We start from the raw sequence: 13,386 nt of genomic DNA, 5'->3' as shown, positions 1-13,386 counted from the left end.
GGATGGCGAAATACGTCGTGGAGACGATGCCGGCGCCGATCAGCGCCGAAGTCATCGCGCTGCTGGAGAAGACCGAGACAGCCACTGTCGGCCATTGGCGCCACTGGGGCTTCTGCGACCGCCGTATCCAGGGCCTGCTGCGCAAGCGCGTGGCCGGCACGGCGGTGACCGTGCAATGCCCCGGGCCCGATTCCACCATCCTGCACCACGCGCTCGGCCTGCTGCGGCCCGGCGACATCCTGCTGGTGGATCGCCTCGGCGACGACCGGCACGCCTGCTGGGGCGGCGGCGTCACGGTTGCGGCCAAGGCGGCGGGCTGCAAGGCCGGCGTGGTGGACGGCGCCTGCACCGACATCGAGGAGGTGGAGGCCAGTGACTTCCCGCTGTGGTGCCGCGGCCTCGCGCCGATCACCACGCGCATTTACGACCTCGGCGGGCGGATGAACGTGCCGGTTTCGATCGGCGGGGTCGTGGTGATGCCCGGCGATGCCGTGCTGTGCGACGAATCCGGCGTGCTGGTGCTGCCGCCCGGCGAGGCCGAGGCCGAGGCGCGCCAGGCGATCGCGCGGCAGGAGCGGGGCCTCGGCACGCAGGCCCGCGTGGCGGCAGGCGAGAAGCTCGGCGAGATCAGCGGCGCGAGTGCGAAGGTGCTGGCCGGACTCGCGTGAGCGCCTCCGCGCTGACAGCGTGGCTCACCGGCCGCTGGGTAGCGGCGGCCGGCTTCATGGCGGCCGCGCTGCTCGCCATCCTGCCCTTGCTGCACGCGGCCTATGCCTTGCCGCTCGTGCTGATCTTCCTGCACAGCCCGGGCTACATGCTGCATCAGGTGGAGGAGCATGCCGGCGATCGCTTCCGCAGCTTCGTCAACCGGCGGATCTTCGGCGGGCGGAACGCGCTCAGCGCGGAAGCTGTCCTGGTCATCAACATCCCCGTCGTCTGGGGCCTCAACCTGGCAGCGCTCCATGCCGCCTGGGCCTGGGGTGACGGGTTCGGACTGGTGGCGCCCTATGCGATGCTGGTGAACGCCGTCACCCATATCGGCGCCGCCTTGCGCTTCCGCTGCTACAATCCCGGCCTCCTGACGTCCGTGGTCCTGTTCCTGCCCCTCGGCCTGTGGACGCTGTTCGCCATCGGGCCGGTGGAGTCAGGCTTTCGTGTGGCGGGGCTGGGCCTCGCGCTCCTGCTGCATCTCCTCATCGTCGCCCATGTCTTGCTGCGCCTCAGGCGGCACGCGGCCTGAGCGCCCGGGTGCTGGCCGGGCTTGCGTGAGCGGCCGGGTTTGGCGATGTGTGGCGGCGCAGGTTCGGGCCTGTAGCTCAATGGTCAGAGCGGGCCGCTCATAACGGCTTGGTTGGGGGTTCGAGTCCCTCCGGGCCCATTTCCAGCGCTCCCTCGGCGCCGCATGGCGCCGAGGGATAGGACGCGCAGCGTCCGTAAGCGCGGAAATCCCCCGGAGGGACAAGATTCGCGCCGCGCAGCGGCGCACTTGATCGCTTCGCCAGCGCTCCCTCGGCGCCGCATGGCGCCGAGGGATAGGACGCGCAGCGTCCGCAAGCGCGGAAATCCCCCGGAGGGCGCAAGACCAGCGCCGCGCAGCGGCACACTTGATCGCTTCGCCAGCGCTCCCTCGGCGCCGCATGGCGCCGAGGGATAGGACGCGCAGCGCCCGCAAGCGCGGAGATCCCCCGGAGGGACAAGACTCGCGCCGCGCAGCGGCGCACTTGATCGCTTCGCCAGCGCTCCCTCGGCGCCGCATGGCGCCGAGGGGTAGGGCGCGCAGCGTCCGCAAGCGCGGAAATCCCCCGGAGGGCGCAAGACCAGCGCCGCGCAGCGGCACACTTGATCGCTTCGCCAGCGCTCCCTCGGCGCCGCATGGCGCCGAGGGATAGGACGCGCAGCGCCCGCAAGCGCGGAGATCCCCCGGAGGGACAAGACTCGCGCCGCGCAGCGGCGCACTTGATCGCTTCGCCAGCGCTCCCTCGGCGCCGCATGGCGCCGAGGGATAGGGCGCGCAGCGTCCGCAAGCGCGGAAATCCCCCGGAGGGCGCAAGACCAGCGCCGCGCAGCGGCACACTTGATCGCTTCGCCAGCGCTCCCTCGGCGCCGCGCAGCGCCAAGGGATAGGACGCGCAGCGGCGCTCCTTTCCCCGACTGCTCCCTCCCTCGCCTGCGGGGGAGGGTCGGGGTGGGGGCACGCCCACCCTTCCCGTCAAGCTCTGCTAACCTCCCCCCATGTCCACGCGCCACCACCCATGACCGCCTGGCGCGCCCTGTTGCGCCCGCTCGTCCCCGCGCGACTCCGCCGCTGGCGGCAGGCCATCCGGCGCGTCCGTGCCGACTACCGCGCCGCGCATGGACATGCGCCCCACCTGTTCCGTCCGCGCCGCTTCAACGAGAAGATGCAGTGGCGCAAGCTGTTCGATCTCGATCCGCGTCTTGCTCTGTTCTCCGACAAGCTCGCCACGCGCGACCACGTCGTCGGCGAAGTCGGGCGCGCCCATGTGGCGCCCCTGCTGTGGTCGGGCAGCGATCCCGATGCGATGCCGCTCGAGACGCTGCCGACGCCCTTCATCGTGAAGAGCAGCCATGGCTCGGGCGATGTCGTGCTCGTCCGTGATCGTGCCCGGCTCGACGCCGCCGCGCTGCGGGCCACGGCGCGCGGCTGGCTGGCGACCTGCCACGGCACCCGCCTCACCGAGCCCGGCTATGTCCACGTCCCCCGCCGCCTGGTGGTGGAGGCGCTGCTGCGCGGCCATGGCGGCGCCGCGCCTGTCGAATACAAGGTGATGTGCTTCGGCGGCCGGCCGCACAGCATCCTCTGCGTCGTCGCGCCGGACGGGCCGGTCGGCCGCCGCACCGCCTTCCATGCGCCGGACTGGCAGCCTCTCCCCTTCCGCCATGCGCATCTGGTGCCGATCGAGGGCACGCTGCCGCGGCCGGAAGCTCTGGCGGAGATGCTGGCCATCGCCGCGCGGCTCGCTGCCGGCGTGTCGCAACTGCGCGTGGACCTCTACGACACGGCGGAGGGGATCGTGGTGGGCGAATTGACGGCCTATCACCTTTCCGGACTCGATCCTTTCGTGCCGGACGCGGCGGATCTTGCGCTCGGCGCGGCCTGGCCGCTGCGCTTCCCCCTGTTGCGCGCGCTGTGGACGATGGCGACGCGGGAGCACGCCATCCCCGCGTGGAGAAGGGAATGATACCCGGCGCACGCGTTCCGACCTGCGGCCACCTGCCGATGGCGCGACCTTCTTGCCGTGCAGGACCGCCCATCGCCGAGGTTGTCACGCAACAGCGCGCGCATGGCATGCCCCCTGTCACCGATGGCGCGTATCGCCGGCTCGATTGGCAGGTCGCGGCGAAGACGGCGCGCTGGGCGCATGCGGCATCACAAGCCGGAGACCGACCGCCGAGACTGGCCCGTCCTGCGCGGTATGGCGTAGCGTGCCGCCGCGACCTTGCCAGGAAACCGCCGTGACGCACCGCCTGCCCATCGCCGCCGCCCTGCTGCTCGCGCTCGCCGGCCCGTCCGCGGCCGTTGCGGGGCCGGCGCCGCTGGCGGCGCAGGGCTGCGTGGGGTGCCATGGTCCGGAGGGGCGTGGCGCAGGCGCGGTGCCGGCCCTCGCGGGGCGCGACGCTGCGGAGCTTCAGGCCTTGCTGAACGCCTTCCGCAGCGGCGATCGGCCGGCGACGATCATGACGCGCATCGTGCCCGGCTACAGCGAGGAGGAACTCGCCGCCGTCGCCGCGCATTTCGCCGGGTTGCGCTGAGCATGCGTGGGATCGGGCGACGCCGCGCGATGCTGCTGCCCGCGCTGCTTGCCGCCCCCGCCCTTGCACGCGCGCAGGGACAGGCGCGGCTGGTCGTCGTCGGTGGCGGCTTCGGCGGCGCCTCCGCCGCGCGCTTCGCGCGCATGACGGCGCCGGAGGTCGCGGTGACGCTGATCGAGCCGCAACCGCGCTTCATCACCTGCCCCTACGGCAACCTGGTGCTTGGCGGGCTGCGCGACATCGAGAGCATTGCCTTCGGCTACGAGCGCCTGGCCGCACGCGGCGTGCGCGTGGTGCAGGATCGCGCGCTGGGCATCGACCCGGTGGCGCGGACGGTGCGGCTCGGCGGCGGCGATACGCTCGGCTACGACCGCCTGATCCTCTCGCCCGGCATCGCGCTGCGCTGGAACGCGATCGAAGGCTACGATGCGGCGGCGGCGGAGATGATGCCGCATGCCTGGATCGCCGGCGACGGCGCGCAGCTTCGCCTGCTGCGGCGCCAGCTGCAGGCGCTGCCGGAAGGCGGCGTGGTCGGCATCGCGATCCCGCCCAACCCCTTCCGCTGCCCGCCCGGCCCGTATGAGCGCATCAGCATGATCGCGGCCTGGCTGAAGCGGCACAGGCCGCGCGCCAAGATCCTGGCGCTGGATGCGAAGGAACGCTTCAGCAAGCAGCCGCTGTTCCAGGATGCCTGGCGCGCGCTGTACGGCGGCATGATCGAATGGGTGCCCGGCAACGTGGATGGCCGCGTCGTGCGCGTGGAGCCCGGCGCCGGCGTGCTGGAGACGGAGCTCGGCACGCGGCACCGGGTGGACGTCGCCAACGTCATCCCGCCGCAATCGGCCGCGGCGGTCGCGCTGGACAGCGGGCTGGCCGACCGCACCGGCTGGGTGCCGGTGGATTTCCGTACCTTCGAGGCGCGCAACGCGCCCGGCATCCATGTGATCGGCGATGCGAACCAGCCGGGGCCGATGCCGAAATCCGGCTTCGTCGCCAACAATACGGCGAAGCAGGCGGTGGCGAGTGCGCTTGCCGCGCTGCGCGGCACGGCCCCGCCCGAGGGCGTGTATTTCAACACCTGCTATTCGCATGTCGCCGACGACTACGGCATCTCCATCGTCGGCCTTTTCCGCCCCAATGCCGATGGCAGCGCGGTCGAGGAATCGCGCGACGCCGGCGGCACCTCGCCGCGCGGCGACCTGCCGGAGCAGCGCCGCCTGGAAGCGCGCTACGCCGATGGCTGGTACGAGAGCATCACCGCGGACATGTTCTCGTGATCAGGGCCACGCTTTCCGCCTCCTTCTCCCTCCCCTGCGAAGCGGGGGAGGGTCGGGGTGGGGGCACGACCGACTTGACCTGATGCGCGGATCTACCGCCTGAGCCCCGGCGCCTCCACCGGCAGCCCGCGCGCGCGGTCGGCCAGGAACAGCTCCAGCGCCAGGTATTCGGGCGATCCCAGCGGGAATTGCGTGGCCCGGACGCCGAGCGAACACGCCCGCAGCCGCCGATGCAGCGAGCCCATGCTGTCCCATTCCAGCCGATAGGCGGGATACCCCGTCCCGAGCCCGTTGGAGATCACGTCGCCGCGCAGCCGGCGCCCGGCATTGTCGTCATGGCACTGTCCGCAGGCGAGGTTGAGCTGCCCTTGCCGTGTCTCGTAGAAGCGACGGCCGGCTTCGAGGAACGGGGCTGCCGGGCCATCCACGGCAACGGACATCGGCATGTCCCGCGACCGCAGCGCGACCGCGGCGGTCAGCGACAGCAGGGCGTCGCTCTCATAGCCGAAGGCGGGCAGTTGCTGGTGCTCCGTCCGGCAGCGCTCGATGCGGCCTTCCAGGTTCAGCAGCGCGCCGTCCCGCGCCACGGCCGGATAGCGCGTGGCGACGCCTTGCATGCGCGCGATGTCGCCATGGCAGGACTGGCAGCTTCGCTCGCCGCGGCGCCACAGCGCCTCGCCCTCATCCACCCAGAGCCAGCCGGGATGGCGCGAGGGATCGTCCTGCTGCGCGCGCAGCTCGGGCGAGAGATAGTCGCGCGAGGGGCGGATCTCCGCGGCGCCCGCCAATGTCGCGGCGCAGAGCCCTGCCAGCAGCGCCGCGCGGCCCCTCATGCGACGACCAGCCGTGCCTCCCGCCGATAGACCGCGCCGCCATCCTCCCGCCACTCGAACACCATGTCGCCGGTCTCCACGGCGACAGTGGTGAACTCGACGTAGGGATTGGCGGCGATGCCCGGCGACATCTCCATGCGGAACACCTCGGCGCCCGCATAGGTGACGACGAGGGTGTGCAGGATGCGCCGCGGCACCGGGCGCAGGCCCGGCGCGTCCACCGCACGCTCCATCGGGTGGCGCACGATGACGCGGACGGGCACGACCTCGCCCTTCGCGGCGCTGTCCGGCAACGTGATGCGGGCGACGATGCTGGCGACGCTCATCTCAGCCCCCGTCCACGCAGGCGCCGAGCACGACGATCACCTCGCGCCCCGCGCGATGCACCTGGCCGGTGCTGGTCTCCGCCAGCACCAGGACGGTCTGCGTGGTGGCGAGGCGGATGCGCGTCGCGACCTCGGCGCGTCCGGCGCGCGGCGAGAGGCCGAAGCGCGCGACGCGGGGGAAGGGATTGCGTTCCGAAAGGATGTGGATGGCGGTCACGTGGTCCGCCTCGGTCATCGGGCTCGCGACCCTGATCGAGAGATCCACCGCATTGCCGTTCTCCGACAGCGGCGGCATGTCGATGACGATGCCCTCCGCCACCGGCGTCCGGCCGGCCAGGATGGCGCGCTCGGCGGCGGCGAAGCTTTCGCCGGTGACCGATTGCGCGGCAGCCTGCGTGGCGGAGGCCGCGAGCGGCAGGGCGAGCACGGTGCGTCGGTGCAGGCTCATCCTCTCAATCCTTCAGCGTGGCCAGCCAGGCGACCAAATCCTCGATCTCCTGGGCGGTCAGCACGGGCTGGCCGCGATGGCGCGCATCCACGTTCACGAAACCCGCCACGCGGTGATAGGCCGGCATGACCGCAGCGGCGTTAAGCAGCGTGGGGTCCACCAGGCGCAGACGGATCTGTCCCGGCGTGAGCCGCGTGCCGACGCCGGCGAGCGGCGGCCCGATGTCGCCCATGAAGCGCTCCGTCGGGTCCGGTATCGCGTGGCAGATCAGGCAGTTCGCCGTCTCCCTGTTGCGCACCACCGCCGCGCCGCGCGCCGCATCGCCGGTGAGGCCGAGCAGCGGCGCCGTGATCGCGTCGTCCGTCACGACGAAAGGCGCGACCTGCGCGGCGGCGGGGGGCGTAGCCGACATGAACAGTGCGAATGCAAGCGCGCGGTGCCCCCACCCCGGCCAGCCTGCGCAGGAGGCGGCTTCGCCACCTCGGCTCCGGCGTCCGGCGCCTTCGGCGCCGGACCCCCCACGTGCGGGGGAGGGAGACGCGGCGGCAAACACGCCGTCACGCGCGGCGGAGGTCCTGGTTCTTCAGGGGTACGTCGCGGATGCGCTTGCCGGTGGCGGCGAAGATCGCATTCAGCACCGCGGGCGCCGCGACCATGATGGTCGGCTCGCCCACGCCGCCCCAGAATCCGCCGGAGCCCATGACGATCGTCTCGACCTTCGGCATCTCGTCCATGCGCAGGACATTGTAGGTGTCGAAGTTGGTCTGCTCGATCGCGCCGTCCTTCACCGTGCACTCGCCATGCAGCAGCGCAGAGAGGCCGTAGACGAAGGAGCCTTCCACCTGCATCTCGATGAGCTTCGGGTTCACGGCGTAGCCCGGATCGGTCGCGGCCACGATGCGATGGATCTTCAGCTCCCCCTTGTCGTTCACCGAAACCTCTGCGGCGGCGGCGACATAGCTGCCGAAGCCCATCTGCTGCGCGATGCCGCGGCCCTGGACACCGGCCGGAAGTGCGCCGCCCCAGCCGATGCGCTCCGCCACCGCGTTCAGCACGGCCAAGTGCTTCGGATGGTTCGCCATCAGCTTGCGCCGCAGCGCCAGCGGGTCCTGGTTCGTCGCATGCGCCACCTCGTCCAGGAAGCATTCAAGATAGACGGCGTTCTGGTTGTGGTTCACGCCGCGCCAGAAATGCGGCGGCACATGCGTGTTCCGCATCGCGTGGTCGATCAGCAGGTTCGGGAAGCTGTAGCCGATGGCGCTTTCCGCACCGCTCGGGTTCAGCCCCTGGAACACCACGGGATCGCGACCGGCCTGCAATGCGTTGGGGAACACGTAGGACAGGATGGACTGGCCGGAGATGCGCATGTGCAGGCCGGTGACGTTGCCCTGCGCGTCCACGCCGGCCGTCAGCTTGCACTTGGTGACGGGGTGATAGCGCCCCTGCACCATGTCCTCCTCGCGCGTCCACATCGTCTTGATGGGCACGCCCGGGATCTGCTTCGCGATGAGGATCGCGTCCGCCAGCCAGTCATGCGTCGTGCGCCGGCCGAAGCCGCCGCCGAGGTCCATGCGGTGGATGTCGCATTGCTGCTGCGGCAGCCCGGCGGCCTGCGCCGCGGTGGCCAGCGCGGCCTCGCCATTCTGCGTCGGGCACCAGACGTCGCAGCGCTGCGGCGTCCAGACCACCGTCGCGTTCATCGGCTCCATCGGCGCGTGGTTCTGGAAGGGGTAGGAATACACCGCCTCCACCTTGCGCGGCGCCGCCGCGATGGCGGCGCGGGCATCGCCGTTCTGGTTGCCGACGAAGGCTTCGGACGCGCCCAGCCCCTCGGTCAGCATCGCATCGATCGTGGCGGAGGAGACGTTGCCGTTCGCGCCGACATCCCACTCGACCTTCAGCGCATCCAGCGCCGTCTTGGCCTGCCAGAAGGTGTCGGCCACCACCGCCACGGCGCCGTCGCCGACCTGCAGCACATGCCGCACGCCCGGCATGGACGCGACCGAGGCGCGGTCGAGCGAACGCACCGTTCCGCCGAAGACCGGGCAGCGGCGCGGCACGGCCACCAGCATCCCCGGCATCTTGAGGTCGGCGCCATAGACCAGCGCGCCGGTGGTCTTGGCCGCGGTGTCGAGCCGCGCGCGGGACGTGCCGATCACCGTCCAGGTCGAGGGGTCCTTCAGCGGCACCTCGGCGGGCGGCGTCAGGCGCGCGGCCTCGGCCGCCACCTCGCTATAGCGCAGCGTGCGGCCGGTGGGGCCATGCGTGACCACGCTGTCCTTCGCGCTGCACTCCGCGGCCGGCACGTTCCAGCGATTGGCCGCGGCCTGCACCAGCATGATGCGCGCCGCCGCGCCGCCCTTGCGGACATAGTCCTGGCTCTGCCGGATGCCCTGGCTGCCCGCTGTGAGGAAGGCGCCCCAGGCGCGGTTGCGGCGCAGGCTCTCGCCGGGCGTGACGTATTCGGTACTGATCTTCGACCAGTCGCAGTGCAGTTCCTCGGCGATCATCTGCGCGAGGCCGGTGCGCGTGCCCTGCCCCATCTCGGAGCGGGCCATGCGCAGCACCACGCGGTCATCGGGGTGGATCACCACCCAGGCATTGACCTCCGGCACCTGGCCAGGGGACGCCGACGGTGCGGTCTGGGCGAGCACGCCCTTCGCCGGGACATGGAAGCCGAGCAGGACGGCGCCGGCCGCGGCGCCCTTCAGAAGCCCGCGGCGGGAGGAGGAAACGGTGTCGAGCGGAGCCATGATGCCTGTCCCCCTCAACCCGTGATGCCGCCGCCGGCGGCCTGGTGGATGCCGGCGCGCACGCGGTTGTAGGTGCCGCAGCGGCAGATGTTGCTCATGGCCGCGTTGATGTCCTCGTCGGTCGGCTTCGGCGTCTGCGCCAGCAGCGCCGCCGCGGCCATTATCATGCCGGACTGGCAGAAGCCGCATTGCGGCACGTCGAGTTCGCGCCATGCGACCTGCACGGGATGGTTGCCGTCGGGCGAGAGTCCTTCGATCGTGACGATCTTCTGGCTCTCGTCCAGCGCCGAGAGCGGCGTGACGCAGGACCGGATCGCCTGCCCGTCGATATGCACGGTGCAGGCACCGCAGGCGGCAATGCCGCAGCCGTATTTCGTGCCGGTCAGGCCGACATGGTCGCGCAGCGCCCAGAGCAGCGGCGTGTCGGGGGTGGCGTCGACCTCCACCACCCGTCCATTGACGGTGAGCTTCGTCATCCTCTCGGTCTCCTGCCCGTCGCCGCGCATCGGTGCTGCCGGCGGTTGTGGATCAACCATGCCACGCCGGGGAGGTGGCCGTCATCCGGGGATCGCGCAAGGTGTGGTTGCCGAACGACCGCCCTATCGTAGCGGAGCGCAGGCCTGGTCCAGCCAGGCGCGGGTCGGCGCGTCGAGCAGCGGGCCGATCTCGGCCTGCACGCGGGCGTGATAGGCATCGACCTGGGCGCGCTCGGCCGGCGTCAGCATCGCCCCCTCGATCAGCGCGCGTTCATACGGCGCGAGCGTCAGCACCTCGAACGCCAGGAACGGCTTGCGCTGGCCGGGCTGCGACGCCGCCCGCTGCACGAGCAGCAGGTTCTCGATGCGGATGCCGTAGGCGCCGGGTTCGTAGAAGCCGGGCTCGTCGGAGAGGATCATGCCGGGCTTCAGCGGCACGGGCTTGGCCGCGCGGCTGATCCCCGCCGGGCCTTCATGCACCGACAGGAAGCTGCCGATGCCGTGGCCGGTGCCGTGGTCATAGTCCAGCCCCGCCTCCCACAGCGGGCGGCGGGCAATGGCATCGAGATGCGGGCCGGCGACGCCTTCCGGGAAGCGGGTCGCGGCCAGCGCCAGGTGGCCCTGCAGCACGCGCGTGTAGCGTTCGCGCAGTTCGGCGGGCGGCGCGCCCGGCCCGGTCCACAGCGTGCGGGTCACATCGGTGGTCCCGTCCCGGTACTGCGCGCCTGAATCGAGAAGAAAGACCTCGTCGGGGCGGATGGGGCGGTCGGTAGCCTCGGTCGCGCGGTAATGCACGATGGCGCCATGCTCGCCCGCGCCGGCGATGGCGGGAAAGCTTTCGGCGACGAAGCGCGCGCCCCCGGCGCGCAGCGCCAGCAGATGCGCGGCGGCGCGCATCTCCGTCAGCCCGTCGCGGGGAACGCCGGCAAACCACGCCAGGAAGCGCGCCAGCGCCACCGCGTCGCGCCGGTGGGCGGCGCGCGCCCCGTCCTGCTCGACCGCGTTCTTGCAGGCGCGCGGCAGACGGCAGGGATCCTCGCCGGCCACCACCTCCGCTCCCGCGGCGCGCAGGCGGCGCGCGATCCAGGCCGGGGTGACATCCGGGTCCAGCCGCAGCTTGCGGCCCGCCATCCCGTCCAGCGCCGCGCCCAGCTCGCTGGGCGGTCGCAGGGCCACGGCATTGCCGAGATGCGCCCGCAGCGCCGCATCGGCACGCGCCGGATCGAGGAACAGCGTCACCGTCCCGTCCGCGCGCAACAGCGCCTGGGCCAGTGCGAGCGGGGTGTAGGCCAGGTCGGCCCCGCGCATGTTCAGCAGCCAGGCGACGGAATGCGGGTCCGCCAGCACCGCCGCGTCCTCGCCGGCGTCGCGCAGCGCCTTCGCCGCTTCCTCCCGCTTCGCGGCGGAGTCGAGGCCGGCGAACTCCAGGGGATGCGCGACGGCGGGCGCCTCCGGCGGCGCGGGCCGGTCGCGCCAGACGGCGTCGATGGGGTTGCCGTCCAGAGGCACCAGCGCGGCGCCGGCATCCGCCAGCTTGGCGAGCGCGGCCTCCGTGTGAAGCCACGGATCGTAGCCGATGCGCCTGCCCTTCGCCTCGGTCCGCAGCACCTCCGCCGGCGGCTGCTCCGTCACGTGGCGCAGGGTCCAGAGGGTGGGGTCCGCCTCGCGCTCCGCCTGGGTGGTGTAGCGCCCATCGACGAAGAGGAACGCCTGCTCGGGCAGCACCAGGGCAAGCCCGGCGCTGCCGGTGAATCCGGTGAGCCAGGCCAGGCGCTCGGCGGAAGGCGGGACATATTCGCCGAGGAAGGCGTCACCCCGCGGCACCAGCATGCCGTCGAGCCCAAGGCGGCCGAGCTCGGCGCGCAGCGCCGCAAGGCGCATGGCGGGGGAGGTGGGGTCGGGCATCACGGGAGTTTACACTTCATGGCATATGTCCACAGGATTGCATGCGTATGACGCATGGCTCGACTGTTGCCGTACCGCATCACCTGTGGCCCTGGCGTCCCTATCTTCCGCTCACGCAGCGCGGCACGGAGAGAGGCCACAGGGGCCGGCCCGGGCAGCGCCGCAACGATTGAGAGCATCATGAACCCCCGTCACACCCAGGAACAGATCGGGCTGTTCCCCGCCACCCCCACGAAGGCCGCCGCCGAGGTGGACGCGCTCCGCGCCGAGGCCGCGGCCGCGCGCGACGCCGCCATCGCCGGGCTCTTCACCCGCGCCGTCAAGGGCATCGCGCAGTTCTTCACCGCCGTGGGCACCGCGCTGGTCACGTACCCCGAGCGCCGCGCGGCCTATGACCGGCTGCGCACGCTGACCGATCGCGAGCTGGCCGATATCGGGCTGACCCGCAGCGAGATCGTCCGCGTGTTCGACCCGGAGTTCCGCGTGCCGTCCCGCCCGGCCAACACCAACGCTCGCCCGCTGCCGAGCGGCCGCCCCCGCGTCGCCTGACGCGGCCAGCGAGACGCAAGGTTACTCCGCGGGGCCCTGCCCCCTCCTATTCGGGTCCCGCGGACGCACGGGGCCGGCGCCCTCCCCCCGGGTGCCGGCCCCGTTCTTCTATCCGGCCTTGCGCAGGACCAGCGTGGTCCAGGGGCCAATCGGCAGCGCGCGCTCCAGCACCAGCCCCTGGCGCCGATGCGCCGCCAGCACCATGCGCGCCTGCGTGCCGAGCAGCCCGGCCAGGATGGCGGTGCCGCCCGGCGCCAGCCCCGCCGCCAGGCGCTTCGCCATGGCGCAGAGCGGCCGGGCCAGGATGTTGGCGAAGACCAGGTCATAGGGGCGGCCGGCGCGCACATGCCGCTCACCCCAGCCATCGGCCAGCCGTGCGCGCACCAGCCTCCCGACGCCGTTCATCTGCGCATTCTGCTCCGTCACGCGTACCGACCACGGCTCGATATCCGTCGCCAGCACCCGGCGCCTGCGCCGCTTCGCGGCCGCCATCGCCAGGATGCCCGACCCCGTCCCGAGATCCAGGATTCGCCGCATGGGCCGCGCATCCTTCGCGGCGCGCGCGAAGGCGATCAGGCAGCCGCGGGTGGAGGCGTGCTCGCCCGAGCCGAAGGCGATGCCGGCATCCAGCACCAGCACCATGCGGCCGTAGATCCGTCGCGGCGGGACATGGGTGGGCCGGATCAGGAAGTCGCCGCCGATCTCCTGCTCGCCAAAGGCCTGCGCGGTGCGCGCCAGCCACCCCTCCGATTCCACCGGCGCCGCCTGCAGCGCGGCGTCGTGCCCGGTGACAAGCGCCGCCAGCGCCAGCGCCCCCGCCAGCGCATCCTCCCCCGCACCCTGCGGCCGCACGCCCTCCACCCGCCAGGTGTCGGTGGCCTCGTCCAGGAACAGCGCGACGGAGCGGCAGACGGTCTGGAACGCCGATTCGTAGGACGGCACGGCCTGTTCCGGCAGCGCCTCCACCCAGATCGTCTCCAGCGGATCGGCGCGGCGGTCGCGCGGGCCGGAATAGGTGTCGCGCCTCATGGCGCGCGGACCACGGTCT

14 protein-coding genes and 1 tRNA gene are annotated in these 13,386 nt (G+C 72.1%); 7 read left to right on the top strand and 8 right to left on the bottom strand.

The genetic code is table 11. From position 1 onward, the window contains the following. Window positions 1-2 precede the first annotated feature (2 nt). From E4T13_RS22670 to E4T13_RS22645, 6 genes are all read left to right on the top strand, one after another. Window positions 3-668, top strand: a complete 666-nt coding sequence (locus E4T13_RS22670; RefSeq protein WP_137180612.1) for an RraA family protein — start codon at window positions 3-5, stop codon at window positions 666-668. Continuing rightward, window positions 665-1,240, top strand: coding sequence for an HXXEE domain-containing protein (locus E4T13_RS22665; protein ID WP_206030272.1), 576 nt, complete (start codon window positions 665-667; stop codon window positions 1,238-1,240). Before E4T13_RS22670 ends, E4T13_RS22665 begins: the two co-directional genes overlap by 4 nt. A 65-nt stretch (window positions 1,241-1,305) precedes the next feature. Then, window positions 1,306-1,378 (top strand) — tRNA-Ile (locus E4T13_RS22660). Between the two features lie 874 nt (window positions 1,379-2,252). Next, window positions 2,253-3,200, top strand: a complete 948-nt coding sequence (locus E4T13_RS22655; RefSeq protein WP_137180611.1) for an ATP-grasp fold amidoligase family protein — start codon at window positions 2,253-2,255, stop codon at window positions 3,198-3,200. Window positions 3,201-3,474: 274 nt separating this feature from the next. Beyond that, a complete protein-coding gene (locus E4T13_RS22650; RefSeq protein WP_137180610.1) occupies window positions 3,475-3,771 on the top strand; it encodes a c-type cytochrome in 297 nt (98 codons plus the stop codon). 2 nt (window positions 3,772-3,773) lie between these two features. Continuing rightward, window positions 3,774-5,048 (top strand): NAD(P)/FAD-dependent oxidoreductase, encoded by a 1,275-nt coding sequence (locus E4T13_RS22645; protein WP_137180609.1) that lies wholly within the window; start codon window positions 3,774-3,776, stop codon window positions 5,046-5,048. Window positions 5,049-5,140: 92 nt separating this feature from the next. Here the strand turns inward: E4T13_RS22645 and soxA are convergent, their stop codons facing one another. The 7 genes from soxA to E4T13_RS22610 all read right to left on the bottom strand — a co-directional run bounded on the left by soxA (window position 5,141) and on the right by E4T13_RS22610 (window position 11,789). Beyond that, window positions 5,141-5,881 (bottom strand): sulfur oxidation c-type cytochrome SoxA, encoded by a 741-nt coding sequence (gene soxA / locus E4T13_RS22640; RefSeq protein WP_137180608.1) that lies wholly within the window; start codon window positions 5,879-5,881, stop codon window positions 5,141-5,143. Further along, complete coding sequence (locus tag E4T13_RS22635; RefSeq protein WP_137180607.1) at window positions 5,878-6,207, bottom strand: thiosulfate oxidation carrier complex protein SoxZ; 330 nt, start codon at window positions 6,205-6,207, stop codon at window positions 5,878-5,880. Before E4T13_RS22635 ends, soxA begins: the two co-directional genes overlap by 4 nt. Window position 6,208: 1 nt before the next feature. Then, complete coding sequence (locus E4T13_RS22630; protein WP_137180606.1) at window positions 6,209-6,655, bottom strand: thiosulfate oxidation carrier protein SoxY; 447 nt, start codon at window positions 6,653-6,655, stop codon at window positions 6,209-6,211. A 4-nt stretch (window positions 6,656-6,659) separates the two neighbouring features. Further along, window positions 6,660-7,067 (bottom strand): sulfur oxidation c-type cytochrome SoxX, encoded by a 408-nt coding sequence (gene soxX / locus E4T13_RS22625; protein ID WP_137180605.1) that lies wholly within the window; start codon window positions 7,065-7,067, stop codon window positions 6,660-6,662. Between the two features lie 145 nt (window positions 7,068-7,212). Beyond that, the gene (locus tag E4T13_RS22620; protein ID WP_137180604.1) at window positions 7,213-9,408 is read right to left on the bottom strand and encodes a molybdopterin cofactor-binding domain-containing protein; all 2,196 of its coding nucleotides are present in this window, start codon (window positions 9,406-9,408) and stop codon (window positions 7,213-7,215) included. A 14-nt stretch (window positions 9,409-9,422) separates the two neighbouring features. Next, the gene (locus E4T13_RS22615) at window positions 9,423-9,884 is read right to left on the bottom strand and encodes a (2Fe-2S)-binding protein (RefSeq protein WP_137180603.1); all 462 of its coding nucleotides are present in this window, start codon (window positions 9,882-9,884) and stop codon (window positions 9,423-9,425) included. Between the two features lie 123 nt (window positions 9,885-10,007). Beyond that, a complete protein-coding gene (locus E4T13_RS22610; RefSeq protein WP_170985164.1) occupies window positions 10,008-11,789 on the bottom strand; it encodes an aminopeptidase P family protein in 1,782 nt (593 codons plus the stop codon). Between the two features lie 180 nt (window positions 11,790-11,969). Here E4T13_RS22610 and E4T13_RS22605 point away from each other — a divergent pair, with 180 nt between their 5' ends. Further along, entirely contained in the window at window positions 11,970-12,338 is a 369-nt protein-coding gene (locus E4T13_RS22605) for a DUF1127 domain-containing protein (RefSeq protein WP_137180602.1), read from the top strand. Between the two features lie 108 nt (window positions 12,339-12,446). On the opposite strand, the gene E4T13_RS22600 is transcribed toward E4T13_RS22605, so the two are convergent. Next, window positions 12,447-13,367: a 50S ribosomal protein L11 methyltransferase gene (locus E4T13_RS22600; protein WP_137180601.1), complete on the bottom strand. Its 921-nt coding sequence runs from the start codon at window positions 13,365-13,367 to the stop codon at window positions 12,447-12,449. Between the last annotated feature and the right edge of the window lie 19 nt (window positions 13,368-13,386).

It is taken from the genome of Roseomonas sp. AR75, from assembly GCF_005222815.1.
GTDB lineage: Bacteria > Pseudomonadota > Alphaproteobacteria > Acetobacterales > Acetobacteraceae > Falsiroseomonas.
The sequence above is the reverse complement of the archived record's forward strand: the minus strand, read 5'-3'. Positions and strand labels throughout refer to the sequence as shown.

Excerpts from the sequence above, each read along its gene's own strand:
- E4T13_RS22670 (WP_137180612.1), top strand. The coding sequence starts at position 3 with ATGGCGAAATACGTCGTGGAGACGATGCCGGCGCCGATCAGCGCCGAA.
- E4T13_RS22655 (WP_137180611.1), top strand. The coding sequence starts at position 2,253 with ATGACCGCCTGGCGCGCCCTGTTGCGCCCGCTCGTCCCCGCGCGACTC.
- E4T13_RS22645 (WP_137180609.1), top strand. The coding sequence starts at position 3,774 with ATGCGTGGGATCGGGCGACGCCGCGCGATGCTGCTGCCCGCGCTGCTT.
- soxA (WP_137180608.1), bottom strand. The coding sequence starts at position 5,881 with ATGAGGGGCCGCGCGGCGCTGCTGGCAGGGCTCTGCGCCGCGACATTG.
- E4T13_RS22635 (WP_137180607.1), bottom strand. The coding sequence starts at position 6,207 with ATGAGCGTCGCCAGCATCGTCGCCCGCATCACGTTGCCGGACAGCGCC.
- E4T13_RS22630 (WP_137180606.1), bottom strand. The coding sequence starts at position 6,655 with ATGAGCCTGCACCGACGCACCGTGCTCGCCCTGCCGCTCGCGGCCTCC.
- soxX (WP_137180605.1), bottom strand. The coding sequence starts at position 7,067 with ATGTCGGCTACGCCCCCCGCCGCCGCGCAGGTCGCGCCTTTCGTCGTG.
- E4T13_RS22620 (WP_137180604.1), bottom strand. The coding sequence starts at position 9,408 with ATGGCTCCGCTCGACACCGTTTCCTCCTCCCGCCGCGGGCTTCTGAAG.
- E4T13_RS22615 (WP_137180603.1), bottom strand. The coding sequence starts at position 9,884 with ATGACGAAGCTCACCGTCAATGGACGGGTGGTGGAGGTCGACGCCACC.
- E4T13_RS22610 (WP_170985164.1), bottom strand. The coding sequence starts at position 11,789 with ATGCCCGACCCCACCTCCCCCGCCATGCGCCTTGCGGCGCTGCGCGCC.
- E4T13_RS22605 (WP_137180602.1), top strand. The coding sequence starts at position 11,970 with ATGAACCCCCGTCACACCCAGGAACAGATCGGGCTGTTCCCCGCCACC.
- E4T13_RS22600 (WP_137180601.1), bottom strand. The coding sequence starts at position 13,367 with ATGAGGCGCGACACCTATTCCGGCCCGCGCGACCGCCGCGCCGATCCG.